Consider the following 24,912-nt stretch of genomic DNA (forward strand, 5'->3'; position numbering starts at 1 on the left):
CGAACGGGACAGACCCCTGGGCGGAACAGACCGCCGGTCGGAACGAACCGGGCCGGGACGCCCCCAGGGCCGTACGGGCCACGCGCCAGGGCGGCGTCAGGAGCCCGGGCCGTCGCCGGCCTCCCCGCCGTCCTCGCGCTTGACCCGGCGCCGGTGGCTGGTGTCGCACCACGGGTACATCCGGCTGCGGCGGCACGTGCAGACAGCGACGACGAAGCGGTCCGAGACGGCCACGCTGCCGTCGGGGCACGTCACCTCCACGGGCCCCTCGACGAGCATGGGTCCCTGGTCCTCGACGGAGATCTTTCGGCGGCGCTCAGGAGTGTTCGGCACGGATGACCACCAGTTCCTCCAGCATGTCGCCCGCGTTCAGCAGGCCTCTGTCCCGCAGCCAGTGCAGCCGCGAGCGGAGCACGGGCCCCAGGGGCACGAACGCACGCTCGGTGACGCGGGCGCTCAGTCCGGCCTCCGACAGACGGCGCAGGGTCACGTTGCTGTCACACAGTCCGGAGTGGACGATCAGCAGACGGCCGCCGGGACGCAACGCGACCGGCACCGTCTCGCACAGGCGATCGATAATGGCGCGCCCGTCACGCCCGGCGTCCCAGGCCCGCGCGGCACCGTGCCCGGGAAGCCGGCCGAGCGGGGACGGCACATACGGCGGGTTGCAGATCACCAGGTCGTAGGAGTGGCCGGGCAGCGACGCCAGCAGGTCGCTCCGCTGCACGGTGATGCGCCGGCGGCGCAGCAGCGCGTTCAGGCGCGCGGTCATCACGGCCCGCCACGAGATGTCCACCGCAGTCACCCGGGCACCCAACTGCGCCGCGTGCAGGGCGAGCGCGCCGCTGCCCGTGCCGAGGTCCAGGACATCGGTGCCCGGTCGGACCCCCTCCTTGTCGAGAGCCGCCATGAGCAGGCGGGTGTCGTGCTGCGGCGCGTACACGCCGGGAAGGGTGACGATCCGGGCGCGAGGGGTGTCCTCGGTCATTTCTGCGGGCATCTGCGACTCCCTTGCGAACGGGTGCGTGCGTGAACACGTCTGTTTCAAAGACTCCGCCGGGCACTCCCCGGCCACCACCTCTGCCGTCACTCGACGTGAGCCAGGGGGCAATCCCCGCTCAGACCCGCCACTGCGTGAGCAGGCGGTCTTCGAGGCGGTCCTCCAGACAGGAGGTCGCGGTGATACCGAAGGCGACGTCGGCGGTCAGCTCCGGTTCCTCCTCCAGCAGGCCGCCGATCACCTCCCGGCGGACCACCTGTTCGTGGACGGCGTCCGCCTCGACGTGCTCCGTGTAGAAGAACTCCGCGGCACGGCCCGCACGCGTCCGCGCCATGGCACGGGCCAGGCGCCGTGAGGCCGGGGACGAGGTGATCTCGACGGCGGCGAAGTGCCCCACGAGCGCCCCGCGCAGGCGCCGGTGCAGCCCGAACAGGGACATCAGGTTCACGAGGGCCAGCATCTCCGCGTACCCCTCGTCCAGGTAGCGCCCGTACGCGGTGTCGAGCTCCAGGTCCGCCATGAGATCGGCGAACAGCTGCGCGTGGACCCGCTCCGCTCGCCCGGCACCGAACTCGTCGTACTCGATCGCCGCCATCCCCGCCTTGGCCCGTCCCCACAACCGGGGGAGCACCCAGGCATGCGGGTCGGCCTCCTTCAGGTGGTACAGGGAACGCTGAACCGCGTACTCACGCAGGTGCCACAGCTCGCCACGGTCCTGGAGGAACCAGGAGAGCCCGGTCCCGTGGACCGGCTCCACCAGCAGGCCGGCCAGTACCTCGTCCAGGTCGGCCGTCCCCCCGGCATCGCGCCGCAGGGCGGTCAGGAAGCGCTCCTCCAGTGCGCCGCGCAGCGCCAGCAGCGCCGGGTCCCACTCGAGTTCCGGACGGACGTCGGCGAAGCCCCGGTAGTGCAGTTCGTAGCAGACGTACAGGGCCAGCTGCAGGTCCTCGCCGTACGGATCGGCGTCCCGGGCAGCGCCGGACCCGGGCAGAGCGTCCTCCTCGTCGCGGAGACGGGCGAGCACCCCGGCGGAGAGCACCCCGCGGGCCTGCGGAAGAGAAGGTCCACTGCGTTCATCGAACATGGATCGCTCCTGCCCTGTCGTACGGCGGAGTCACCTGCCACGTCGTCCGACTTTACGCCGGGGCGCCGACCGGAGCCGCTCGAGTACGCCGTCGGTGCCCCGCCCGCGCGTGCCGGGCACCCTGGCCTGGCGGACAATCGAAACAGGCGGGTACGGCAGTCCCGCCGGACGCCCAGGTACTCCGGCGCCGAGGAGCCCCCATCATGTGCGCTGACCTGAGCAACCGGGGCGGCGATCCGGCAGAGGCCGACTACGAGGTGGACGAGGAGGTCCAGCACGCCCTGGACCGGCTGACCCTGCTGATCAACGCCGCGGAGGCGCTCGGCAGCACCCTGGACGAGGAGGACGGGCTTCGCCGCCTGTGCCGCACGCTCGTCCCCGGGCTCGCCGACTGGTGCGCCGTCGACCTCCTGGAGGCCGACGGGCGGCTGCGCCGCGTCGTCGTCGAGCGACGCGAGCCCGACAGGCTCCCCTCCGGGCTTGACGAAGGACCGCTGCCGCCGACGGCCGGATCGGCCGCTGCGACCGCACGGGCCCTTCACCTGACCGGACCGGTGCTGCTCACCGAGTTCCCCCCGCCCCACACGGCCTCGGACCCGCTGCGTGCCAGGGAACTCGAGTTCTTCGACCGGATGACCGCGGACACGGCGGTCATCGCCCCGTTGCGCGCACGGCGCCAGGTCCTGGGCGTCATCACCCTCGTACGGTCCACCCGGGCGGCAGCGCTCGACGGCGACGTCCTCGCCCTGGTGGAGGACCTCGCCCACCGGGTCGCCCTGGCCGTCGACAACTCACGCCTCCACTTCGACGCCCAGCACACCGCCGAACGGCTGCAGCGCTCGCTCCTGCCCGACCTCCCCGACCGGGGCCCCCTCGAGATCGCGGCCCGCTACCGGTCGGCCGTGGCGACGGCCCAGGTCGGCGGCGACTGGTACGACGCGTTCGTGCTGGCCGAAGGGGCCACCGCCCTCATCATCGGCGACGTGGCGGGCCACGATCTGCGCTCCGCGGTCACCATGAGCCAGACGCGGAACATGCTGCGGGGCATCGCCTGCGACCGGAAGGAGCCCCCCGGCAAGATCCTCGCGCGACTGGACGCCGCCATCGGCATCCTCTACCCGCACCAGACACTCACCTGCATCTACGCCCTGGCCGAGAAGCCCACCGCCCCCGACCCGTGGCAGCTGCACTACGCCGCGGCGGGGCACCCACCACCGCTCCTGGTGACCCGGGAAGGCGAGACCCGCTTCCTGGAAGGCGGCCGGAGCATGATGCTGGGCGTCGACCCCGACGAACACCGGCCGGACGCGTGGGAAGAGCTCCCGGCGAGCTCGACCGTTCTCCTGTACACCGACGGCCTCGTCGAACGCCGTGACGAGGTCCTGGACCGTGGGATGGCCCGGCTGCGGCGTCAGGCGGCGGGCCTGGCCCGCGCGCCCCTGGAAACGTTCTGCGACGAACTGCTCGGCGGACTCGCCACGGCCGGCACGGACGACGTCGCACTCATCGCCGTCCGCGTCCCCCCGCCGCACGCCGGTCCTCCCACCGCGAAGACCGAGTGAGCGCGACTCTTCCGGGGGTCCCGCACGCCCCGGCGGGCGGGTGACGACGGGTACGTGGTTCTTCGCCCCGCGGTGCACCGCACGGGACGCCGCTCGGCGTCCCCGCAGTAACACGGCAGCCTTACCCCCGTGGCTTCCGCTCCGCCCGGTCCAGGAGCCGTTGCGCCGCCCACGTGGTGATGACCCGCTCCGCGGGGACCCCGCACTCCTCGGCCCGCGCGCAGCCGTACGCCTGCCAGTCCAACTGGCCCGGAGCGTGCGCATCGGTGTCGATCGAGAAGAGGGCCCCCGCCGCGACCGCCTTCCTGAGCAGCCCGCGCGGAGGATCGAGCCGCTCCGGCCGGCAGTTGATCTCGACGGCCGTCCCCGCCTCCGCGCACGCGGCGAACACCTGGTCCGCGTCGAACGACGACGGCGGCCGCGTACGTCCGGAGAGCAGCCGCCCGGTGCAGTGACCCAGTACGTCCGCTCGCGGATGGCGCACGGCCGCGACCATCCGGTCCGTCATCGCCTTCGTGTCCATGCGCAGCTTCGAGTGGACCGAGACCACGACGACATCGAGCCGGTCGAGCAGTTCCGGCTCCTGGTCGAGTGAGCCGTCGTCCAGGATGTCGCACTCGATGCCCGTGAGAAGACGGAAGGGAGCCCACTCCTCGTTGAGCCGCGCGACGACGTCCAGTTGCTGCCGGAGCCGCTCGGGTGACACACCGTTGGCCACGGTCAGCCTGGGGGAGTGGTCGGTCAGTACCGCCCACTGGTGACCCAGCTCCGCGGCCGTGCGGCCCATCTCCTCGATGCCGCTGCCCCCGTCCGACCAGTCCGAGTGCAGGTGGCAGTCACCGCGCAGCGCCGCCCGAAGGGCCTCGCCCCCTGAGACCGGCGCCGCCGGTCCCTCCTCCTCCAGCCGTTCGAGGTACCGGGGCGTGCCCCCGGCCACCGCTTCCCGGATCACCTGGGCCGTCTTCGGCCCGATCCCCCGCACGGTCTCCAAAGACCCGTGCGTCACCCGCTCCGTCACCTCGCCGCCGTCCATGGCCGCGACCGCGTCGGCAGCCGTACGGAAGGCCCTGACACGGTAGGTGGCCGCCTGGGAGCGCTCCAGGAGGAAGGCGATCCTGCGCAGCGCGGTGACCGGTTCCACGGTCAGGGCCTTTCGGTGTGCTGCGGGTGCCCGTGCGTGCGGCGGGCCTCTTTCATCTCCGCCTCGTAGAGGTGGCGACGCCCGGCCACCAGTTCCCGTCGCACCCGCTCCTCGACCTCGACGAAGGGCCGGTAGTAGGTGGCGTCGTACGCCTCGACCACCTGAAAGGTCCAACAGCCCGGGATGACGTTCCTGCCGAGGATCTCCCGCTCCACCAGGTCGGCATGGTCCGTGTGGCCCGCCGTCCGGAGCAACTCCACCGCCCTGTCCAGAGTCAGGTCCGCCCCTCCGGTCAGCTGATGGAACGCGTACAGATGGCCCCTGGCCCGCTCCACCGTCTCCAGCGCCTCGGACAGTGCGCCGAGTCCCTCGACCGTGGTGTCCGAGACCCCGGACGGGCGCTCGTGGTCGTCGTCGTACGCACCCACGTCACCGTTTCCGCTCATGACTACGACTGTGCACGCGTCCCGCGCCCGACGTCCTGCCGGAACGGCGAAGGGGTGAGAACGGCTCCGGGAGCCGGCTCCGAGCGCTCGGGATGCGATGAGGGCGGTTGTGTCCAAACCTGGTCGCATGGCAGAGAAACGTCGCGCGCACGCCGATCGACCGACCAGGACGGCTGCGCCCCGTACCTCGTCCGCACGAGGTCCCGAGCACGCCGCCCGCAACGCCTCCGAAAGTCTCGAACGGCTGATCTGCCATCCGGCGGAAGGTGTGTCGGCCGTGCGGCGCCACGACGACGGATGGTGCGTCGTGGTGGACGTACTCGAAGTACCCCGCATCCCGGACACCACGAGTCTGCTGGCCTCCTACGAGGTGCGGCTCGACGACCGGGGCGAACTCATGGAGTACCGCAGGGTCCGTCGTTACCGGCGGGGTGCCGCCGACGAGTGACCCGATACTCCCCCCACCCGGAAGGACGCTCCATGACCCTGACCACGACCACGTACGCCGACGAGATCGCGCCGTGCCCGCCGCGGGCCGGCACCCTCTACGACGTTCTGGAACTCATCCTCGACCGCGGCATGGTCATCGACGTGTTCATCAGAGTCTCCCTGGTCGGCATCGAGATCCTCAAGATAGACGCACGCATCGTCGTCGCGAGCGTGGACACCTACCTGCGCTTCGCCGAGGCCTGCAACCGGCTCGACCTGGAGCGGGATTCGCGGAGCACCACCGTTCCCGAACTGTTCGGTGGGCGCGCGGCCAAGTCGATGGGCAAGCGCAAGGTCCGCAAGGCGGCGGACTCGCTGGGTGAGACGGTGCGCAAAGCGGTCGGCGGCGGTGACGAGCACGACGAGTCGGAGGAGCGGGGTGAGCGGCCCAGGAAGCGTCGGGCCCCCGCACGCGACGGAGCGGGCCGACGCCGCCGCGTGGAGGCGTGAGCCGTGGCAGCAGCGAACGGAGTTTACGTCTACGCCATCCTTCCCACGGGTGAAGCGCTCCCGTCCGAGGCGACCGGTGTGGGCAGCCCCCCGGCGACGCTACGCCTGGTCGAACAGGGGCCGGTGACCGCCGTGGTCAGTGACGCACCACCCCAGCTCCGGGCCAGACGCCGGGACCTGATGGCTCATCAGGAACTGCTGCTGCGCCTCACGGACCGCGGTCCGGTGCTGCCCATGCGCTTCGGCATGGTCGCCCCGGACGAGGACACGGTGCGCACGCAGCTGGCCGGGGCGAGCGCCGACCACCTCGCCACCCTCCGGCACGTTGCCCGGCGCGTGGAGATCAATCTCAAGGCGCTCCCGGCCCAGAACGCGCTGGCGGCCGTCGTGGCCGAGGAGAAGAACGTACGCCGTCTCCGCGAGGAGGTGCGCCGGCGCCCCGGCTACGAGGCGAGCGTCCGGCTCGGCGAGGCTGTGGCCGGCGCGCTGTCACGCAGGGCGTCCGAGGCGGGGAAGAAGCTTCTGCACAGCCTCACCCCCATGGCCCGTGCGGTGGCCACAGGTCCCGAGGTCCACGGATGCGCGCTCAACGTGTCGTTCCTCGTCGATCGCGACGACAGCGACGACTTCCGTGCGGTGGCCGAGCGGTTCGCCGCCGCCCACCGGACCCACGTGGAGCTCCGGGTCGCCGGGCCACTGCCCTGTTACAGCTTCGTCTCGCACCGATCCGCAGCGGGGGTCTGACATGGGGCTGATCAGTGGAGTGCTCATGCTGCCTCTCGCACCTGTCCGCGGCGTGATCTGGGTGGCGGAAAAGATGAACGAGGCGGCCGACCGCGAGCTCCACGACCCCCACGTCGTCCGGGCGCAGTTGGCCGCACTGAACCAGGAACTCGAGGACGGCAACATCAGTCCGGAGGAGTTCGAACGGGAAGAGGAGGTGCTGCTCGACCGGCTGCACGCCGTTCGAGTCCGCACCGCGCCGAACCATCGAAGGTGACTCACTCATGGAAGACCAGACAAAGGTGACGCTCGCGGCCGCCGTGGTCGGCGGCTACGTACTCGGCCGGACGAAGAAGGGCCGTGTGGCCCTCTCCGTCGCGACCTACCTGGCGGGCAGGCGCTTCGGCCTGGAGCCACGCCAGCTCGCTGCGGAGGGAATGCGCAGGCTCAGTGAGATGCCCCAGTTCGCCGGGCTCCAGGACCAGTTGAAGGGCGAGGTCCTCGAAACCGGCCGGAAGGCCCTCAGCGCAGCGGCGGACCGGGGCATGAGCTCCCTGGCCGACGCCCTGAGCGACCGCACGGCACGACTCGGACAGCGGGACGAGGAGTCGGACGAGGAGTACGAGGGGGAGTACGACGAGGAAGAGCCGGACGAGGAGTACGAGGGGGAGTACGACGAGGAAGAGCCGGACGAGGAGTACGAGGAGGAAGAGGAACCGGAGGACGAGGAGCCGGAGGAAGAGGAACCGGAGGACGAGGAGCCGGAGGAGGAGGAAGAGCCGGAGGAGGAAGAGCCGGAGGAGGAAGAGCCGGAGGAGGAACCCACCCCGGCGCCGGCGAAGAAGGCTCCCCGGAAGAGGGCCGCCGAGAAGAAGGCTCCTCCCGCCAAGAAGGCTCCCGCGAAGAAGGCGCCGGCGAAGAAGGCACCCGCCAAGAAGACGGCCGCGGCGGGGGAATCCGCTGGGAAGAAGCCGGCTCCGGCCAAGAAGGCGGCCGCCAAGAAGACGGCTCCGGCCAAGAAGTCCGCGGCCAAGAAGACGACGGCCAAGAAGTCGGCTCCGGCCAAGAAGTCCGCGGCCAAGAAGACGACGGCCAAGAAGTCGGCTCCGGCCAAGAAGTCCGCGGCCAAGAAGACGACGTCATCCAAGCGGTCCGCGCCTCGGCGCGGCGCACGGCAGAGGTAGGCAGCCATGACAAGGACGGACAGGGACCGACCCGATTCACAGGAGTCGGGCATGGACCGCCTCCGCGAGGAGCTCTCCCACTACCTCGGTGCCCAGGCGGGGAGGCTCGCCGAGAAGGCCGGGGAGAAGCTGACGGGTGTCACCGGGCAGCTCTCCGACATCGCCGACAACGGCGGCTCACTGCCGGCGATCGGGTCGCGCATCCTCAAGGGCGAGTCGCCCGTGAAGGCGCTGATGGCGGGAAAGGCCAAAGGCGTCAAGGACAACGTCGTCGACAAGGTCAAGGGAGCGTTCGGGGGTGGGGACGGGGGCAAGGGAAAGGGGGGCAAGGGCAAGTCCAGCGGCGGCAAGTCCATGAACATCATCGAGGTACTCGACGTGGGAGTGCCGCTGCGCACCGCGTACGACTACTGGACGCAGTACGACAAGTTCAGCAGCTTCACCAAGGGCGTGCAGAGTGTCTCGATGAGCGACGAGATGTCGAGTGACTGGAAGGTCAAGATCGGCCCGTCCGCGAGGAGCTTCAAGGCGACGGTCCAGGAACAGATCCCGGACGACCGCATCAGGTGGACCTCCGAGGGTGCGAAGGGCTCCACCCGTGGAACCGTCAGCTTCCACGAGCTGGCGCCCAGCCTGACCCGGATCGTGCTGGTGGTGGAGTACTACCCGTCGGGCTTCTTCGAGAAGACCGGCAATCTCTGGCGGGTCCAGGGCCGCCGCATCCGGTTGGACTTCAAACTCTTCCAGCGGTACGTCACGCTCACCGACGAGGAGCCCGAGGCCTGGCGTGGTGAGATCCGCGACGGAGAAGTCGTCGTGTCGCACGAGGACGCCATGCAGAAGGAGGAAGAGGAGAAGGAGGGCGAGGAGGGCGAGGACCAGGAGTCCTACGAGGAGGACGAGGGAGAAGAGGGCGAAGAGGAAGAGGGCGAAGAGGAAGAGGGCGAAGACGGAGAGGGCGAGGAGGAAGAGGAAGAGGACGAGGAGGAAGACGAAGACGAAGGTGACGGAGAGTGGGAGGACGAGGACGAGGAACCGGAGGACGACGGGGAGTGGGAGGACGAGGACGAGGAACCGGAGGACGACGGGGAGTGGGAGGACGAGGACGAGGGCGAGGAAGAGGAGGACGAGGAGGACGTCTCCCCGAGGGGCGGGCGGAGGCGCCGAGGTGACTGACCTCGACCTCGAGCGGGAGGCCTGTCCCATTCCCGGGCCGCCGAACAGCAACCTCGCCGACATCCTCGAACGCATCCTCGACAAAGGCATCGTCATCGCGGGTGACATCAAGATCGACCTCCTCGACATCGAACTGCTCACCATCCGACTTCGCCTGTTCGTGGCCTCCGTGGACACGGCGAAGAAGGCGGGCATCGACTGGTGGGAGACGGACCCCGCGCTCAGTTCACGCGCCGCCCGCGACGCGCTCCAGAACGAGAACCGTGAACTGCGCGAGCGTCTCGAGGCGATCGAGTCCAGGAATGACGACACGCGGACCGCACGATGAACAAGGAGAACCGAGTCACATGAGGGAGTGGGGATCCGACTCCTCGGATGCCGCCGCACTGTACGTGTTCGCGGTCTGTGACGCACCGGACCCGGCACTCTTCGCCGATGTGCCGGGCTTCGCGGTGGGCGGCCCGCTGCGGGGACTGCGGTGCGGAGAGCTGACGGCCGTCGTCCAGACCGTGCCTGCGGCCGACTTCACGGACGAGGCGTGGCAGGCCCGCATGTCCGACCGCGGCGAGCTCGAACGGTACGCACGCGCCCACCACCACGTCGTGTCGGCCGCCGCCGCTCTGTGGCGCACCGTTCCGCTGCCGCTGGCCACCCTCTACCACGGCGAGGACCGGGCCCGCCAGGCACTGATCGCCGAAACCGAGCGGTTCCGGGCCGCGCTGAAGCGCACGGCGGACCACGCGGAGTGGGGCGTTAAGGTCTACGCGGCCCCCCCTCCCACCGACGAGCCGAGTCCCGCGCTCCGGGCTTCCGGGAGCCCGGCCGGCCGTTCCCGTCCGGTGCCCGGTGCCGGTCTCGCGTACCTGGACCGGAAGCGGGGGATCCAGGCACGGCGCGAACGGCGCCACGAGGAGTCGCTCCGCGTCGCCGACACGGTGGACGCGGCTTTCCGGAACGTGGCCGCGGAGGTCCGCAGGCTGCGGCTCCACGGCCCCGAACTCACCGGGACAAGCCGGCTGCAGATCCTCAACGCCACGTATCTGATGGCGGAGAACAGAGCGGACGAGCTCGCTCCGCTCGTCCGGGAGCTGCGGGAGAGAACGGGCGCGGAGATCGAACTGTCGGGGCCCTGGGTCCCGTACTCCTTCATCGGTGAGGTGTAGGCCGTGTTGCACGAAGTCGTCCCCTGGGACAATCCCGAGCCCCTGACGGGCCCCCTAGGTGTGCCGCTCGTCGACCTGCTGGACCGGTTGCTCGCCACCGGGGTGGTGATCAGCGGAGATCTCGTGATCGCGATCGCCGACGTGCCGCTCGTCCGGCTGTCGCTGCACGCCCTGCTCTCCTCGGTCAACGAACGCGTCCCGGCACCGTGGGCGGACGGAGGACCGTTGTGACGACCTCACGACTCGACGTCGACTCCGACCGGTTGGGGCATGATCTCGTCGCGCTGGTGCTGACGGTGGTGGAACTCCTGCGTCAGCTCATGGAGCGCCAGGCCATCCGCCGCATCGATCAGGGCGACCTGTCCGACCGGCAGATCGACGAGATCGGGACGACCCTCATGCTGCTCGACGAACGCATGATGGAACTGTGCGAGCAGCACGGGGTGCGTCCCGAGGAACTGAACCTCGATCTCGGTCCGCTGGGTACCCTGCTGCCTCGCGACTGACACCCGCACACGCCTGTGCGCCCACCGGAGAACCGGCGGGCGCACAAGTGCGACAGGTGGTGCGTCGGTGCCCGTACCTCGGAGCGGCAGGGCTCAGCGGGAGGTCCGGCTCCGGCCGGTCGTCGTCTTCCTGGCGCTCGTCTTCTTGGCCGTGCTCTTCTTGGCCGCGGACTTCTTCGACGTCTTGCGCGGAGCCTCCGCCGTCTCGGCGCCGGCCTTCGCGGCCCGGGCGGCCTGCACCTCGCGTTCCGAGCCGGCGGTGCTGAGCCGGCCCGAACTCGTCTCGAGGTGGGCCCGGACGAACCACTGGAACTGCTCCAGGTCACGGAGCTGGGAGATCAGCAGGTCCTGAGTGACGGGGTCGGTGTCCTCGGTCTCGTCGACCGCGCGCCGGTGCGACTCGATCAGGCCGGTGTAGACCAGGTCGAGGGCGCCGAGGTGGGCGATGGCATCGGCCCGGCCGATGCTGTAGTCGTCCCACGAGCGTTCGTCGACCAGCACACCCGGTGTTCCCTGAGGTTCGCCGCCCAGAGCCGAGATGCGTTCCGCCACCGCGTCGGCCATCTCCCGCACCGCCGACGTCTGCGGGTCGAGCATTTCGTGAACGGCGATGAAATGCGGGCCGACCACGTTCCAGTGAATGTGTTTGAGCGTGAGCGCGAGGTCGTTCAGAGCGTGCAGGCGCATGCCGAGCAGGGCGATGACCTTGCCGCCCTGCTCGATACTCAGACCGGGGACGGTGTAACGGGGGGTGACGGCAGAGGGGGACATGATGCTCCAGCGCTATCGGGGGTTTTTCTGCGGCTCCGAACGGCCCGCCTTCTCCCCTTTATGCCGACCGGGGACCGCGCACGCCAATGCTGATGGACCGTTCCGGTGGGAACGCATTTCGCCACGTCTGGGAAATCGTGCACATACGGCATATGCTCGTAAGTGCATACAGCTTTGTGTGCGAGGCGTGTGACCGGAGGCAGCCATGATCATCCTCGGAGCCATCCTCCTCATCATCGGCCTGGTGACCGGTGTCGGCGTTCTGTGGACCATCGGAGTCATCCTGCTGGCCATCGGGGTCGTGCTGTGGGTGCTGGGCGCGGTGGGTCACGCCGTCGGTGGCCGCCGCCACTACTGGTGACACCAGGGGCAGGCGATCCCGGGAGTCCGGGGCCGAGCGTTCCGCACGGGCGCTCGGCCCCGAGCCGCCCGGGTCGTGTGCGGGTTCCCCGCGAAACGGGTCCTTGCGGGTCTCTTGGGCGCGTAGGCACGACAGACGGCCGGGTCCCCGGCGCGCTCGCCGCCGTACGGGACCCTCCGCCGCGGCCGGCGGGGCCGGCCCGCGTCCTCGGAACTGATCGACTGGCGGGGTGGTCCCGGCCGTTCTAGCGTCGATGGGTGAACGCCGACGTTCACTTCTGGTCCGAAGCGCAACCATCGTCACGACGGGACTGCCGGTGAAGCCATCGCCCACTGACGAAACGTCCCCGCGGAGCCGCGGTAACGGCATGGCCCTTTTCGTGATCGCGTCCTGCCAGTTGATGGTGGTTCTCGACATCACCATCGTCAACATCGCACTTCCGCACATTCAGACGTCGCTGGGTTTCTCCACCGAGAATCTGTCCTGGGTGATCAACGCCTACACGCTGACTTTCGGCGGACTGCTTCTGCTGGGCGGGCGGCTCGGCGATATTCTCGGGCGGCGGAGAGTTTTTGTCTTCGGCGTCCTGCTCTTCGTCCTCGCCTCGTTGCTCGGCGGTATCTCGCAGGAGTCCTGGCAACTGCTCGCCGCCCGTGCGCTCCAGGGCGTCGGCGGTGCCATCGCCTCTCCCACGGCTCTCTCCCTCATCACGACGACCTTCCGTGAAGGGCCCGACAGGAACCGGGCGTTCGGGGTGTTCGCCGCCGTGTCCGCCGGAGGCAGCGCGATCGGACTGCTCGCGGGCGGCATCCTGGTGGAATGGCTCGACTGGCGGTGGGTCTTCTTCGTCAACGTCCCCATCGGCCTGCTGATCGCCCTCGCGACACCCCGCTACATCAAGGAGTCCGAGCGCCATCCCGGCCACTTCGACCTCCTGGGTGCGCTCACCTCCACGCTCGGCATGGTGCTGCTCGTCTACGGCTTCATCCGCGCCTCCGAGGACGGCTGGAGCGACAGCCTGACGATCGGTGCCTTCGCGGCGGCGGTGGTGTTCCTCGCCCTGTTCCTCGCGATCGAGCGTGGATCCAAGCAGCCCATCACCCCCCTGCGCATGTTCCGCGACCGCAACCGCGCCGGCGCCTACGGAATGATGCTCAGCCTTGCCGCGGCGATGTTCGGCATGTTCTTCTTCCTTACCCTCTTCGTCCAGAACGTGCTGGACTTCAGCCCGCTGCGTGCCGGACTGGCATTCCTGCCGTTGAGCGCGATCATCGCCGTCAGCGCGGGCTTCGCCTCCCAGCTGCTGCCCCGGTGGGGTCCCAAGCCCTTCATGGTGACGGGTGCGCTCCTCGCGGCTGCGGGGCTCGCCTGGCTGACCGCGACCGACGTCCACAGCAGCTACCTGGGGAGCATCCTCGGTCCCACCCTGGTCTTCGGCTCCGGTATGGGCATGCAGTTCGTCTCGCTGACGCTGATGGCGGTCTCCGGAGTGGTCCCACGGGAGGCGGGCGCCGCGTCCGGCGTCCTCAACGCCACCCAGCAGGTGGGCGGATCGCTCGGGCTCTCCATCCTGGTCACGGTCTTCGGAACGGCCAGCCGCAACGAGGCCATGGACCAGGTGCCCCGTTTCCTGTCGGAGGCCACCCCGGCCCAGCGGCTGGAGTTCCGCCGGACCGGCACACTGCCGGGACGCTGGGGCGACGAGGTGCTGGCCTCCGGCGTGTCGAGCGCGTTCGTCGCCGCTACAGCCATGGCGGTGGTGGCCGCGCTGATCGCCCTCTTCGTCGTGCAGGTCCGCGCCGGTGACCTCGAACGGCTGCGCGGCGCCACGACGGTGCCGCCGGTGGCCGGGGAAGGCGCGGAAGAGGGCCGGGTGGACGGGGCGCAGGGGGCGAGACCTCCGGCTCCGAAGCGCGCCCCGGGTGACGACAAGCAGCCCCCGGGCGGATGACCGCGCCGAAGGCCGGTGCCGCACGGCCTCTCCCGGGCAGCGCGCCGCTCGCCCTGTCACTCACCGGCAGCGGGCGACCGTCGGCGCACCCTCGTGCACGGGTCCGGAGCAGGCGGCCGGGCCCGGGACGACACCGGCCACCGGCCGTCCTCACGCCGGGAGGACCTCGACGACGACGCGGTGCCGGACGGCGGAGAGCCGGTCGGCGCGTGCGCCGTGCCACCTCACAGAAGGTTGACGAGGCGTATGTAGCGCACCCAGTCCCAGTTGGCGCCCGGATCGGTGTGGTCACTGCCCGGGACCTGGTGGTGGCCGATGATGTGCGCCCGGTCCTTGGGCAGGCCATGACGGTCACAGATGTCCGCCGTCAGCCTGGCCGACTGTTCGTACATCGCGTCGGTGAAGTACGCCGGCTGGTCCACCCAGCCCTCGTGCTCGATGCCGATGCTGCGGGTGTTGTAGTCCCAGTTGCCGGCGTGCCAGGCGATGTCCTTCTCGCGCACGCACTGAGCCACGAATCCGTCGCCCGACCGCACCACGTAGTGCGCGGAGACCTGTTTGGCAGGATTCTGGAAGATGCCGATCGTCTCCGAGAACGTCTGCTGGGCGACGTGGACGACGACGAAGTCGACCCGGTAGGCGGCGGGGCGGTTCGACACCGAGTAGTTGGACGTGGACGCCGGAGCCCATTGGGCCGACGGGTAGTCGGTCCCCGCGGCAGGGGCGGCCACGGCGCGGACCGAGGCGGGTAGAAGGGCAGCGGCGGCGGCGACCGCGCCGCCCTGAAGGATCCGTCTGCGCTGCATCGGCACTCCTGTGGGTGAGGGACGTCCGTCGTGGGGGACGTGCTGTCCGGCATGCGGGCGGACAGCACGCCGCCCCACCGTAAGGGGTGCCGTGCGAGGGGCGGAAGATGGCCTGACGTGCTATCAGCAGACCTGTCACGCAAGGAACTTCGGGGTAGGTGATGGATCCGCACCGCGTCACCGGCGGCGGTGTGGCTGTTCGCCCTGCAGGACGCCCCCGTCCGGTGTGCCGGAGCCGTTGCCGCCGGCACCGGCACGCCGGACGGTCTCAGGCCTCGGCCATGGCTCCCGCCAGCGCGGCCGCCGGATCGTCGTCCGCCGGCCCGGCGGGCACCCAGCGGGACCGCTCCTTGCGGTACGGCCACCAGCGCCCGTCGCGCCCGTACCGCAACTGCAGGGCCGCTCCCACCACGGTCCAGCGGTTGCGCGTGGCCCGCAGCCGGGGGCCCTCGCCCTCTTCCCACGCTGCGGCGAGCCGGGCGTGGGCCCGTGCGAGCTCCCTCGCATCCGGTTGCCATTCCTCGTCGTACACGGCCAGCGCGGCGGCCCGGCCGTACCGCCAGGCCGCCACCGCGGCGTCGAGCTCGGCCGGCTGCCGTTGCGCGGCGGCTGCGAGGCGTGCGCTCATCTTCGCGTCGGGCCGGGCGTCGGCTGCCAGCCGTACGACGTCCTGCTCCGGAGTCAGAGCGGGCGCTCCGGGCTGGTCCCCGTGGTCCCGGCCGAGAGCGTCGGCGAGCATCCTGTGGGCCCGCACGGCACTGTCGGCCGCCAGGAACTCCAGCGCCCCGTGATCGACACCGGCTGCCGGACCCGTCTCCGTGTCCAGCGACGGCGGCGCCCCGGGAACGTCCGGCAGCGGTGGGGGCGGAGGCAGCGGCGGCAGGATGTCGCGAGCCGCGAACGCCTCGTCGGCCCGGACACCGCGAGGTGTGCCGCCGCCCGTCGCGGGAGTGGCGCGCCGCGTCGTACCGGCCGCGCGTGCCGCGCTGCGCAGCTGCAGCTCGTCCAGCAGCCGCCGTTCCTCGCGCCCCCGCAACAGCAGCAGGACGAACGGGTCCTGGTCCAGCAGCCGCGCCACCTGGTAGCACAGGGCCCCCGAGTGGGAGCAGTGGTCCCAGGCCTCACAGCTGCACTCGGCCTCCAGGTCACCGATCCCCGGCAGCAGGTGGACGCCGGCCGCCGCCGCGTCCTCCACCAGGTGCGGTGGCATCTCCCGGTCGAGCAGCGCGGCGATGTGGCCGGCGCGTTCGGACGCCATGTCCAGGAAGCCGTCCCACTCCTCCTGGCTCAGCCGCTGGAGCAGCACGTCGCTGCGGTACGCCGTGGAGTCCTGGTCCTGGACGACCGCGGTGATCCGGCCCGGCCGGACCGAGACCGCGCCGACGCCGCCCGCACGGGCCAGCGCGCGTCCCTTCTTGAGCTGTCTGCCGTCCAGCGCGGTGTCCTCCAGCGCCTTCAGCCACGCCTGCCCCCACCACGTGGAGGCGAATGCGCGGCCCGGCGCGGGCGACAGCGCGGCGAAGGTGCGTTCCGGTTCACCGGTGTCGTTCATCGTGTGGTCCCCCGCAGTTCGACGAGTTCGGCCAGTTCGGCATCGGTCAGTTCCGTCAGGGCGCTCTCGCCGCTGCCGAGCACCGCGTCGGCGAGCCCCTGCTTGCGGGTCAGCATGGCGGCGATCCGGTCCTCGACGGTGCCCTCGGCGATGAGCCGGTGCACCTGCACCGGCCGGGTCTGCCCGATCCTGTAGGCCCGGTCGGTGGCCTGTGCCTCGACGGCCGGGTTCCACCAGCGGTCGAAGTGCACCACGTGCTCGGCCCGCGTCAGGTTGAGGCCCGTACCCGCCGCCTTGAGCGACAGCAGGAACACCGGTGCCGCGCCCGCCTGGAAGCGGTTCACCATCGCCTCCCGCTCGGCGACCGGCGTGCCCCCGTGCAGGAACTGCGTGGGGACGCCCCGGGCGGCCAGATGGCTCTCCAGCAGCCGCGCCATCCGCACGTACTGTGTGAACACCAGGACGCTCGCCCCCTCGGCGAGGATCGTGTCGAGGAGTTCGTCCAGCAGCTCCACCTTTCCCGAGCGGTCCTCGATCCGCGGGGTGTCCTCCTTGAGGTACTGCGCGGGGTGGTTGCAGATCTGCTTGAGCGCCGTCAGCAGCTTCATGACGAGTCCGCGCCGTGCGAAGCCGTCCGCCCCGGAGATCTCGGCCAGGGTCTCCCGCACCACCGCTTCGTACAGGCCGGCCTGTTCCGCCGTCAGTGACACGGCGCGGTCGGTCTCCGTCTTGGGCGGCAGCTCCGGGGCGATTCCCGGATCCGACTTACGGCGCCGTAGGAGGAACGGGCGCACCAGCGCGGCCAGCCGCTCGGCGGCGGCGGGGTCGTCGCCACCCTCGACCGCACGCGCGTACCGGCTGCGGAACGTGCCGAGCCGGCCCAGCAGTCCGGGGGTCGTCCAGTCGAGGATCGCCCAGAGCTCGGAGAGGTTGTTCTCCACGGGCGTACCGGTGAGAGCGACCCGGGCCCGCGCCCCGATCGTCCGCAGCTGCCTGGCGGTCGCCGAGTGCGGGTTCTTGACGTGCTGAGCCTCGTCGGCGACGACCAGGCCCCACGGTGCCTGCGTCAGCCGTGCCGCGTCCAGCCGCATGGTTCCGTACGTGGTCAGGACGAACTCGCCGTCGGCGAGGTCCTCGAGAGAGCGCGACGCGCCGTGGAAGCGACGTACCGGCGTACCCGGGGCGAACTTCTCGATCTCCCGTTGCCAGTTGCCCATCAGGGAGGTGGGGCAGACCACGAGTGTCGGCCCGGCAGCGGACTCGTCGGTCTGCCGGTGGAGATGGAGAGCGATCAGCGTGATGGTCTTGCCGAGCCCCATGTCGTCGGCGAGACAGCCTCCGAGACCCAGTGATGTCATGGTGTGGAGCCAGTTCAGACCACGCAGCTGGTAATCGCGCAGGTTCGCCGCGAGGGCGGCCGGCTGAGTGACCGTCTGCGCGTCCCGCGACTCCGGATCCGCGATCCGCTCCCGCAGGTTGCGGAGCCAGCCCGTGGCGGTCACGTCGACCCGGCGTCCGTCGACGTCGGTACTGCCGGTCAGTACGGCGCTCAGCGCGTCGATGGGCGTGATCTTACGGTCGCGGGACTCGCGGGCGCGCCGGGCGTCCTCCGGGTCGATGAGCACCCACTGATCGCGCAGCCTGACCAGGGGCCTGCCCGCCTCGGCGAGCCGGTCGAGCTCCGCCCGGCTCAGCTGCCTGTCGCCCAGGGCGAACGACCAGTCGAACGCGAGCAGTGCGTCGGCCGACAGGAAGGACGGTGTATCGGAGCCGGCGCGGCGGGACCCCCCGCCGGCGTCCTCGGGGTCGTCCTCGTTCCCGGCCGGGCCGATCACCGCCCGGGCGGTCAGCTTCCCGGCGAACTCCTTCGGCCAGTGCACCCGCACGCCGGTCGCGGCGAGTGCGCGGGCGGCCGGGCCCAGCAGCTCGGCGATCTCCTCGTCCGCCGGTTCCACCGCGTCCGGCACGGGTGCCGACAGCAAGGGCGTCAGCGGAGGCCAGGCCCGGGCGGCCCGGCGCAGTGCCAGCAGGGCGTCCATGCGGGCACGTGGGCCGAACAGCGCGGCGGCGGGGCCACTGCCCGCCCACACCTCGGCAGCGTCGGCGACCAGCGCGGGGTCCTGGACACTGTGGATCTGCAGGACGGCGCGGAAGGAGGGGCCGCCCTCGCCGGCCTCCTCCGCGGCCCCCTCCGGGAGCCGCGCCACCTCGACACGCAGGGAGAGCCGTACGCCCGCGTCGTGACCCGCCGCCACGTCGGCGGCCCAGGGCCGCAGTTCCGGCAGGTGCTGGGCCGGCGGTGCGGCGAACGCCGGCCCGCCGGTCACGAACACGGCGGCCGGGGAGCGTGGCAGCCCGTCGGCGACCGCGTCGAGGAACGACCGCAGCAGCGACTCCGGTTCGGCCAGCATCACCGGCTCGTCGGCGGCCTCCAGCGGCACCGCGTGGGCGGTGGGCGGCATGGAGGCCGCCAGCACCCGCACACCTTCCAGATCATCCGCGGAGAGCGGCCCCACACGCCAGGCGTCGTGGTCGCCGGCGCTCAGGCCGGGCAGCAGCAGTCCACGCGCCAGGAGGTGGAGCGCCAGCATTCCCGCGGCGCCCCAGAAGGCGGCCGCGGGCGAGGCGTGAGCGGTGGCGCGCGCCCGTGTCAGAACCGGGAGGGCATCCCCTACGGGCATGAGCAACGCCGGTACCCCGTAAGGGCGGACGTCACTTCCGACCACGGTCAGCTCCTGCTGACTCCCGGGACCATCGGGCGGGGTGCTACCGTCCGGGTTCCAGAACGCGATCCGGCCGGTACGGGCCGGGTCCGCGGGGAGGAAGACTGCGGAGCAGCGGGACAGTTCAGAAATCTCGTCGAGTGTTGCCGCAGCGAGCCTGTGCACAGCGATGTCGAATTCCTCAAATTTGACTAGTGAGCTCGGGGTCGCCGAGGGTACCCCATCCACGGCCCGTCCCGGGAAAGCCGCGCAGTGATCCACGTCACTCGTTTCTGCCTTCTGAGGCCTGCGGTGCAGCGCGCACCACCACGGGATGCGGGGGCTTTCCCCCGCATCACCGGGGTGATGACGTCATGGCTGCCGCAGGCCCGCCTCCGTACGTTTGACGAGGTCAGCGCAGATGCCCAGAAACCGGAGACGTCATGCCCCAGGCGGTAGCCACCGTTGCCCCGAACACCCTCGAGAGAGCGGAGAGCCCGGAAGCCCCCAAGGCCACCGGAAGCGACTTCGCACCCCTCCTGAAGACGGTCAGGAGCCAGGGGCTCCTGGAACGCCGCACGGGCTGGTACGCGGTGGGGATCGCCGCCAACCTGATCGCCCTCGGCACGGTGGTCACCGGCATGGTGCTCCTCGGCGACACCTGGTGGAACCTGTTCCTCGCCCTGCCGCTGGCGGTCCTGTGGACCCGTACCGCCTTCTTCGGGCACGACGCCGGACACGCGCAGATATCCGGCGGCCGCACGGCGGGCCGGGCCATCGGCCTCGTGCACGCCAACCTGCTCCTCGGCATGAACGAGGCCTGGTGGAACGACAAGCACGTACGGCACCACGCCAATCCCAACCACATCGACAAGGACCCCGACGTCGGGGTCGGAGCACTGGTGTGGACGCAGAAGCAGGCCGCGCAGCGTGAGGGCTTCTCCCGCTGGCTCACCCGCAACCAGGCGCGCCTCTTCTTCCCGATGCTGCTCCTCGAGGGCATCGCACTCAAGATCTACGGCTTCCAGTTCCTGCGGCGCCAGCCCGTCCGTGAGCGCGCGCTGTCCGCACTGCTGCTGGCCGGCCACCTCGCCCTGTACGCGACGCTGCTGCTCGGCGTCATGTCGCCCGGCAAGGCCGTCGTCTTCGCCCTCGCGCACCACGCGCTCTTCGGCCTGCACCTGGGTATGGCGTTCGCGCCGAACCACAAGGGCATGGAGATGCCCGACCCGGACGGCGACCGCTGGGGCCACCTGCAGCGTCAGGTGCTCACCTCGCGCAACGTACGCGGTGCCGTCCTCACCGACTGGTTCCTGGGCGGCCTCAACTACCAGATCGAGCACCACCTCTTCCCGAACATGCCCCGGCCGCACCTGCGACTGGCGCAGCCCCTGGTGAAGGCCCACTGTGCCGGGATCGGGATGCCGTACGCGGAGACGGGGCTCGTCGAGTCCTACCGGCAGGCTCTGCAGCACATGCGCGAGGTCGGCGAGCCGCTTCGGTGACGACGGCCACCTCCCCGGAACCGATGGACGGGTCCAGGCGTTCTCCCCACAGGAGCGGCTCGGCCGCGAAGGAGGCACGGATCATGTCGAACGGTGCAAAGATCGCCATCGGGGGAGTGGTCGCGGCAGTCGTCCTGATTCCGTTCATCGGATTCTGGTGGTCACTGCTCGTCCTCGTCGGGGTGCCCGTCCTGGGCTACCTGGCGCTCGACCCCTCCCAACGGCGCAGGCTCCGCCGGATCACCCGTAAGGAGATAGGACACTGAACAGCACGGTCGCGGCAGTGAGCAGCAACGGCGTGTATTCCTTCACCAAGCCGAACAGGGACAGCATCACGCTCCTGACCGGACTCGGAGTGGAGGGGGACGTCCACGCCGGTGTCACGGTCAAGCACCGCTCGCGCGTCGCCCAGGACCCGACGCAGCCCAATCTGCGCCAGGTCCACCTCATCCACCAGGAGCTCTTCGCCGAGCTGCGCGACGCCGGTTTCGACGTCGCGCCGGGAGAGCTCGGGGAGAACGTCACCACCAGCGGCATCGACCTCCTCGCCCTGCCGGTGGGCACGCTGCTGCACCTCGGCGACGAGGCCGTCGTCGAGGTCACCGGCCTGCGCAACCCGTGCGTGCAGATCGACGACTTCCGGCGCGGACTGCTCAAGCGGGTCGTCGGCCGGGACGAGGACGGCACCCTCGTCCGCAAGGCGGGAATCATGGGAGTCGTCACGGCCGGCGGAGTCGTCCGGCCCGGCGACCCCGTCGAGGCCGAGCTGCCCGCCGGCCCCCATCGGCGGCTGGAGCGGGTGTAGGGCCTGCCCGGCAGGCCCGGGCGTGCGCAGCACGCAGCAACTCCCCGGCCTGCCGGAAGGTGTGCCGGCGGGCTCAGGAGGGCCGGACGGACATCTCTTCGAGGGCGCTGAGTAGCCTGGGCAGTTCGGCGCCCCGCCCCACCGGCAGGACCTCTCCCGGTTCCTCGTCCAGAAGGACGAACGCGATGTCGTCGGTCCGGGCGACGAGGGACCAGCCGGGGCCGTCGACGCGTAGTGTGCGCGCTCCGCCGGGCGCGAAAGCCGAGCGGATCCGCCCGGGCGGCGGTGGGGCGGCCAGGTAGGCGCGGACCTCGTCGAGCACCCTGCGGATGCCCGGGTGCCGCGCCGAAGGGGCCACCCCGCCGCCGGAGCCGTCCGGTTCCACGACAGGACCGACCGCCTCACCTCCACCGCCGGTCCCGTCCGTCCCCTCCGTCCCGCCGGGCCGGCCGAAGGCGGTCTCGTCGTCGACCTGCTCCCGCCAGGCCGCCCACTGCAGGGCGATCTCGTCCGCTCCCATACGCCGCTGGGCCGGGCCCCAGGCCTCGGTGTCCGGCGGCGTGAGTGGCACCGGGTCCTTGCCCTGAGCCGCCGGGTCCGGCACCGGGTCGTGGGGAGCGGGGACCCCTGGCGCGGCGACCGCCAGGGCGAGCGGCCAGCCCGGCAGGGCGCAGACCACCGAGCGGTCGTCGGGGGAGAGGTCGTACTCCATGCCGCAGTCCCAGGACGCGATGGCGACGGCCACGAGCGAGACGTCGTCCACCACCACCGTCCAGCGGGCGCCGGTGCCGTCCTGGCCGAGCACCAGGCCGTACCCCTCGGCGTACGGCTCCAGGCCGAGCACGGCGCACGCGGCGACATAGTCGTCACCGAGCACGCTCGGGAACTGCGCGGGGGTCAGCAGCACCGCGGTCAGCACGAACAGCGCGTCCTCGTCGGCGACCATGTCGTCCGTCCCGGTCACAGCACCCTCCTCCACTCTCGTCGCTCGGTCCGTCGGCGCACCCTAACTACTCGGTAACCTCCCCGTCGAGGCCCTGACGGGCGACGACGGCAACGCCTCCGGAGACGCCACAGGCCGTTCCGGCACGCCGAGGTGCCCCCACGCCGTGGTGCCGGGTGGCCCACCGCCCGTAGGGTGGTTCCTCCGGCTCACGAGGGGGGCACAGCATGCCGAAGCGGTACGAGCGCCTCAAGGAGATCCTGCGGCTCGATCCGGAGCGTGACTTCCTGGAGATCTACCGGCTCACCGTGACGTACGAGTTCCCCTGGGACATCACCCGCGCTCTCGAACTCGCCCTGTACCGCACCTATGCCGTCCCCAGCATCGGCCGACTGCTGGCGGAGACAGGCGAACTGACGGAACGTTCTCAGAAGCGGTACGACGACACCGCACTCCTCCTCGACACCGTCGTGGAGCACGGTTTCGAGAGCGAGGAAGGACGCACGGCCATCCGGCGCATCAACCGGATGCACCGGAGCTACGACATCAGCAACGACGACATGCGCTATGTGCTGTGCACCTTCGTCGTCACCCCCAAGCGATGGCTCGACGCGTACGGGTGGCGCAAGCTCACCGGCCACGAACTGCGCGCGTTCACCGCCTACTACCGCACCCTCGGGGCGCACATGGGCATCAGGGACCTGCCCCGCACGTACGAGGACTTCGAGCGCACGCTCGACCGTTACGAGGACGAACACTTCGGCTGGGACGAGGGCGCCCGCGCGGTCTCCGACGCCACCCTGGCCCTGATGGGATCCTGGTACCCGGGCCCGCTGGCGCCCGTGGTGCGGGGAGCCGCTCTCGCGCTGCTCGACGACTCGCTGCTGCGGACCTTCCGCTACCGGCGCCCGGGCCGTGTCGCCAGGAGTCTGACGGGCGGGGCCCTCCGCCTGCGGGCCCGCGCCGTACGGCTGCTGCCGCCGCGGTCCACCGCGCGCCACGCCCGGCAGAACCCCGAGATCAAGGGCTACCCGGACGGGTACGACGTCTCCCGGCTCGGGACGTTTCCCGTCCCGGGCGTCCGCGGCTGCCCCGTCGCGCACGGCCGGCCTCCGGAGACGGCGGCCGAGTGAGCCCAGGGTGACCGCCGTCCACGTGGGGGTTCCCGCCCGGGTGACGGCGCAGACGCCCCGCCGGGAGTGAACCTCCTCCCGCGGGCCGCGCGCACCGATCCGGAGCCGCCAGGAATCCGGCACGTCGGCCGCCGATCATCCCGTGCGCACGGCGAGCACGAGGAAGCGCTCGTCCTCGTCGGTGTACGAGACCGGCCGCCATCCCGAACGGACCAGCAGGGGCGACAGCCGCGGTTCGGCCCGCAGATCGGCATCCGAGAGGGGACGCCCGTGCCGGGCAGCCAGGGCTGCCCGGCCGATCGGGTGGAACAGGGCCAGCCGGCCGCCCGGCCGCACTACCCGCGCAAGCTCGCGAAGGTCCTGCTCGGGCCGCGCCAGGTGCGAGATCAGCCCGGCCGCGAACACCGCGTCCAGCGTTCCGGTGCGCAGCGGCAACCGCGCCACGTCGGCCAGCAGCAGGGAGCCGCTCGCCCCGCGCCCCGCCCGTACCGCGGCCTCCAGCATGGCGGTCGTCAGATCGGCCCCGACCACCGTGCCCCCCGCCCCGACGGCGGCCCTGAGGGCCGGCAGCGCACGCCCCGTCCCGCAGCCGGCGTCGAGCACGGTGTCGCCGGACCGGAGGCCGAGATCCGCGACCGCGGCGGCGTAGGCGGGCCCGTCGTCGGGGAAGCGGCTGTCCCAGCCCGCCGCTCGCACCGCGAAGAAGTCCTGGACAGTGGAGTGGTCATCGGCCATACGGACATGATCGCGCAGTCCGCACCCGAGCGGGACGGCGAGAGCCGGTGCACCCGTTCCGGCGCTGCCCGGAGGGCCGGAAGCCCCGGTGACCGTCAGCCCGGGAGGCCGTGAAGCCCCAGGGTGCCGTCCGCCCTCTCGCCCTGCCCCAGGGCGAACGCGTCGGGGCGAGGGTCAGTCCGCCACCTCGGCCATCGCGAGCACCGTGTCCATGCGCAGGCGTACGAGCAGTTCGCCGGGCATCCCGTTGCGGGCGCCGAACTCCTCGGCCGCCTCCGGCCCCATGTAGCGGGCCGCGATCCGGGTCGCCCAGTCCCTGAGTTCGGCGGGGTCCTCGCTCAGGGTCGCACGTCCCTGGACCACGGCGAAGGCGAACGGGGGCCGGTCGTCGTCGACGCAGACCGAGACCCGGCCGTCGCGTGTGAGGTTGCGGCCCTTCACGGTCTCCTTCCCCGTGTTGAAGACCAGGTCGTCGCCGTCCAGCAGGAACCAGACGGGTGCGATATGGGGGCTGCCGTCCGCCCGGACGGTCGCGACCTTGCCGGTACGGGTGCCCTCCGAGAGGAACCCCCGCCATTCGTTCTCTGTCATGTGGTGTGCCATGCCCCCATCTTCGGCGGGGTGACCCGCCATGGCGAGAAGCGACGCCCCGGTGACCGGGCGGCGCTTGCCCGCGGGGAAGCCGTAGGCGAGGCTTGCGCACGAGGCGGGGACAGCGAACGGG

At 71.2% G+C, this 24,912-nt stretch carries 29 protein-coding genes; 17 read left to right on the forward strand and 12 right to left on the reverse strand.

Translation table 11 applies throughout. The features are described 5' to 3' along the window. Positions 1–96: 96 nt before the first annotated feature. The 3 genes from BA175_RS05905 to BA175_RS05915 all read right to left on the reverse strand — a co-directional run bounded on the left by BA175_RS05905 (position 97) and on the right by BA175_RS05915 (position 2,084). Entirely contained in the window at positions 97–333 is a 237-nt protein-coding gene (locus BA175_RS05905) for a CDGSH iron-sulfur domain-containing protein (RefSeq protein ID WP_069170126.1), read from the reverse strand. Next, positions 317–1,000 carry a HemK2/MTQ2 family protein methyltransferase gene (locus BA175_RS05910; protein ID WP_069170127.1) on the reverse strand — a complete coding sequence of 228 codons (684 nt, stop codon included), beginning with the start codon at positions 998–1,000 and terminating at the stop codon, positions 317–319. The genes BA175_RS05905 and BA175_RS05910 overlap by 17 nt, the downstream gene beginning before the upstream one ends. Before the next feature lie 118 nt (positions 1,001–1,118). After that, the gene (locus BA175_RS05915; protein WP_069170128.1) at positions 1,119–2,084 is read right to left on the reverse strand and encodes an iron-containing redox enzyme family protein; all 966 of its coding nucleotides are present in this window, start codon (positions 2,082–2,084) and stop codon (positions 1,119–1,121) included. Between the two features lie 203 nt (positions 2,085–2,287). On the opposite strand from BA175_RS05915, the gene BA175_RS05920 reads away from it, so the two are divergent. Further along, positions 2,288–3,646: a PP2C family protein-serine/threonine phosphatase gene (locus tag BA175_RS05920; RefSeq protein WP_069170129.1), complete on the forward strand. Its 1,359-nt coding sequence runs from the start codon at positions 2,288–2,290 to the stop codon at positions 3,644–3,646. Positions 3,647–3,767: 121 nt separating this feature from the next. Here BA175_RS05920 and BA175_RS05925 read toward each other — a convergent pair whose 3' ends face one another. Continuing rightward, positions 3,768–4,787 (reverse strand): PHP domain-containing protein, encoded by a 1,020-nt coding sequence (locus BA175_RS05925; RefSeq protein WP_069170130.1) that lies wholly within the window; start codon positions 4,785–4,787, stop codon positions 3,768–3,770. 2 nt (positions 4,788–4,789) lie between these two features. Then, the gene (locus tag BA175_RS05930) at positions 4,790–5,233 is read right to left on the reverse strand and encodes a hypothetical protein (protein ID WP_069170131.1); all 444 of its coding nucleotides are present in this window, start codon (positions 5,231–5,233) and stop codon (positions 4,790–4,792) included. Between the two features lie 127 nt (positions 5,234–5,360). Here BA175_RS05930 and BA175_RS05935 point away from each other — a divergent pair, with 127 nt between their 5' ends. From BA175_RS05935 to BA175_RS05980, 10 genes are read left to right on the forward strand one after another with little or no spacing between them, the layout of a single operon-like run. Beyond that, a complete protein-coding gene (locus BA175_RS05935) occupies positions 5,361–5,681 on the forward strand; it encodes a gas vesicle protein (protein WP_069170132.1) in 321 nt (106 codons plus the stop codon). A gap of 38 nt (positions 5,682–5,719) precedes the next feature. After that, positions 5,720–6,172 carry a gas vesicle structural protein GvpA gene (locus BA175_RS05940; RefSeq protein WP_069170354.1) on the forward strand — a complete coding sequence of 151 codons (453 nt, stop codon included), beginning with the start codon at positions 5,720–5,722 and terminating at the stop codon, positions 6,170–6,172. A 3-nt stretch (positions 6,173–6,175) separates the two neighbouring features. Beyond that, entirely contained in the window at positions 6,176–6,916 is a 741-nt protein-coding gene (locus tag BA175_RS05945) for a GvpL/GvpF family gas vesicle protein (protein WP_069170133.1), read from the forward strand. Position 6,917: 1 nt separating this feature from the next. Then, positions 6,918–7,172, forward strand: a complete 255-nt coding sequence (locus BA175_RS05950) for a gas vesicle protein GvpG (protein WP_069170134.1) — start codon at positions 6,918–6,920, stop codon at positions 7,170–7,172. A gap of 7 nt (positions 7,173–7,179) precedes the next feature. Beyond that, positions 7,180–8,079, forward strand: coding sequence for a histone protein (locus BA175_RS05955; RefSeq protein ID WP_069170135.1), 900 nt, complete (start codon positions 7,180–7,182; stop codon positions 8,077–8,079). Between the two features lie 6 nt (positions 8,080–8,085). After that, positions 8,086–9,255, forward strand: a complete 1,170-nt coding sequence (locus BA175_RS05960; RefSeq protein WP_069170136.1) for an SRPBCC family protein — start codon at positions 8,086–8,088, stop codon at positions 9,253–9,255. Then, on the forward strand, positions 9,248–9,583 hold the full coding sequence (locus BA175_RS05965; protein WP_069170137.1) for a gas vesicle protein: 336 nt from the start codon (positions 9,248–9,250) through the stop codon (positions 9,581–9,583). Before BA175_RS05960 ends, BA175_RS05965 begins: the two co-directional genes overlap by 8 nt. Before the next feature lie 19 nt (positions 9,584–9,602). Then, positions 9,603–10,418 (forward strand): GvpL/GvpF family gas vesicle protein, encoded by an 816-nt coding sequence (locus BA175_RS05970; protein ID WP_069170138.1) that lies wholly within the window; start codon positions 9,603–9,605, stop codon positions 10,416–10,418. Between the two features lie 3 nt (positions 10,419–10,421). Then, complete coding sequence (locus BA175_RS05975; protein ID WP_069170139.1) at positions 10,422–10,649, forward strand: gas vesicle protein; 228 nt, start codon at positions 10,422–10,424, stop codon at positions 10,647–10,649. Next, positions 10,646–10,924, forward strand: a complete 279-nt coding sequence (locus tag BA175_RS05980; RefSeq protein ID WP_069170140.1) for a gas vesicle protein K — start codon at positions 10,646–10,648, stop codon at positions 10,922–10,924. The genes BA175_RS05975 and BA175_RS05980 overlap by 4 nt, the downstream gene beginning before the upstream one ends. A 93-nt stretch (positions 10,925–11,017) precedes the next feature. On the opposite strand, the gene BA175_RS05985 is transcribed toward BA175_RS05980, so the two are convergent. Next, positions 11,018–11,695, reverse strand: a complete 678-nt coding sequence (locus tag BA175_RS05985) for a Dps family protein (protein WP_069170141.1) — start codon at positions 11,693–11,695, stop codon at positions 11,018–11,020. Positions 11,696–11,900: 205 nt separating this feature from the next. On the opposite strand from BA175_RS05985, the gene BA175_RS31065 reads away from it, so the two are divergent. Then, positions 11,901–12,056, forward strand: a complete 156-nt coding sequence (locus tag BA175_RS31065; protein WP_175420748.1) for a DUF6131 family protein — start codon at positions 11,901–11,903, stop codon at positions 12,054–12,056. Between the two features lie 367 nt (positions 12,057–12,423). After that, positions 12,424–14,007: an MFS transporter gene (locus BA175_RS05990; protein ID WP_438947312.1), complete on the forward strand. Its 1,584-nt coding sequence runs from the start codon at positions 12,424–12,426 to the stop codon at positions 14,005–14,007. Positions 14,008–14,231: 224 nt separating this feature from the next. Here BA175_RS05990 and BA175_RS05995 read toward each other — a convergent pair whose 3' ends face one another. The 3 genes from BA175_RS05995 to BA175_RS06005 all read right to left on the reverse strand — a co-directional run bounded on the left by BA175_RS05995 (position 14,232) and on the right by BA175_RS06005 (position 19,253). Next, positions 14,232–14,813, reverse strand: coding sequence for an N-acetylmuramoyl-L-alanine amidase (locus tag BA175_RS05995; RefSeq protein ID WP_069170142.1), 582 nt, complete (start codon positions 14,811–14,813; stop codon positions 14,232–14,234). Between the two features lie 268 nt (positions 14,814–15,081). Further along, positions 15,082–16,365 (reverse strand): SWIM zinc finger family protein, encoded by a 1,284-nt coding sequence (locus BA175_RS06000; RefSeq protein WP_069170143.1) that lies wholly within the window; start codon positions 16,363–16,365, stop codon positions 15,082–15,084. After that, positions 16,362–19,253, reverse strand: a complete 2,892-nt coding sequence (locus BA175_RS06005) for a DEAD/DEAH box helicase (protein ID WP_069170144.1) — start codon at positions 19,251–19,253, stop codon at positions 16,362–16,364. Before BA175_RS06005 ends, BA175_RS06000 begins: the two co-directional genes overlap by 4 nt. A 257-nt stretch (positions 19,254–19,510) precedes the next feature. On the opposite strand from BA175_RS06005, the gene BA175_RS06010 reads away from it, so the two are divergent. The 3 genes from BA175_RS06010 (at position 19,511) to BA175_RS06020 (ending at position 21,377) form a co-directional block, all read left to right on the forward strand. Then, entirely contained in the window at positions 19,511–20,572 is a 1,062-nt protein-coding gene (locus BA175_RS06010; RefSeq protein ID WP_069170145.1) for a fatty acid desaturase family protein, read from the forward strand. Between the two features lie 83 nt (positions 20,573–20,655). Further along, positions 20,656–20,838: a hypothetical protein gene (locus BA175_RS06015; RefSeq protein ID WP_069170146.1), complete on the forward strand. Its 183-nt coding sequence runs from the start codon at positions 20,656–20,658 to the stop codon at positions 20,836–20,838. After that, entirely contained in the window at positions 20,835–21,377 is a 543-nt protein-coding gene (locus tag BA175_RS06020; protein ID WP_175420768.1) for an MOSC domain-containing protein, read from the forward strand. Before BA175_RS06015 ends, BA175_RS06020 begins: the two co-directional genes overlap by 4 nt. A gap of 73 nt (positions 21,378–21,450) precedes the next feature. Here the strand turns inward: BA175_RS06020 and BA175_RS06025 are convergent, their stop codons facing one another. Next, the gene (locus tag BA175_RS06025) at positions 21,451–22,341 is read right to left on the reverse strand and encodes a hypothetical protein (protein WP_069170147.1); all 891 of its coding nucleotides are present in this window, start codon (positions 22,339–22,341) and stop codon (positions 21,451–21,453) included. Positions 22,342–22,547: 206 nt separating this feature from the next. Here BA175_RS06025 and BA175_RS06030 point away from each other — a divergent pair, with 206 nt between their 5' ends. After that, positions 22,548–23,453 (forward strand): oxygenase MpaB family protein, encoded by a 906-nt coding sequence (locus BA175_RS06030; RefSeq protein WP_069170148.1) that lies wholly within the window; start codon positions 22,548–22,550, stop codon positions 23,451–23,453. A 135-nt stretch (positions 23,454–23,588) separates the two neighbouring features. On the opposite strand, the gene BA175_RS06035 is transcribed toward BA175_RS06030, so the two are convergent. Both BA175_RS06035 and BA175_RS06040 read right to left on the reverse strand, forming a co-directional pair. After that, positions 23,589–24,188 carry a class I SAM-dependent methyltransferase gene (locus tag BA175_RS06035; RefSeq protein WP_069170149.1) on the reverse strand — a complete coding sequence of 200 codons (600 nt, stop codon included), beginning with the start codon at positions 24,186–24,188 and terminating at the stop codon, positions 23,589–23,591. Positions 24,189–24,362: 174 nt separating this feature from the next. Continuing rightward, positions 24,363–24,791 carry a PPOX class F420-dependent oxidoreductase gene (locus tag BA175_RS06040; protein WP_069170357.1) on the reverse strand — a complete coding sequence of 143 codons (429 nt, stop codon included), beginning with the start codon at positions 24,789–24,791 and terminating at the stop codon, positions 24,363–24,365. Positions 24,792–24,912: the final 121 nt, after the last annotated feature.

This window comes from Streptomyces griseus (assembly GCF_001715295.1).
In the GTDB taxonomy this organism is placed as follows: domain Bacteria; phylum Actinomycetota; class Actinomycetes; order Streptomycetales; family Streptomycetaceae; genus Streptomyces; species Streptomyces griseus_G.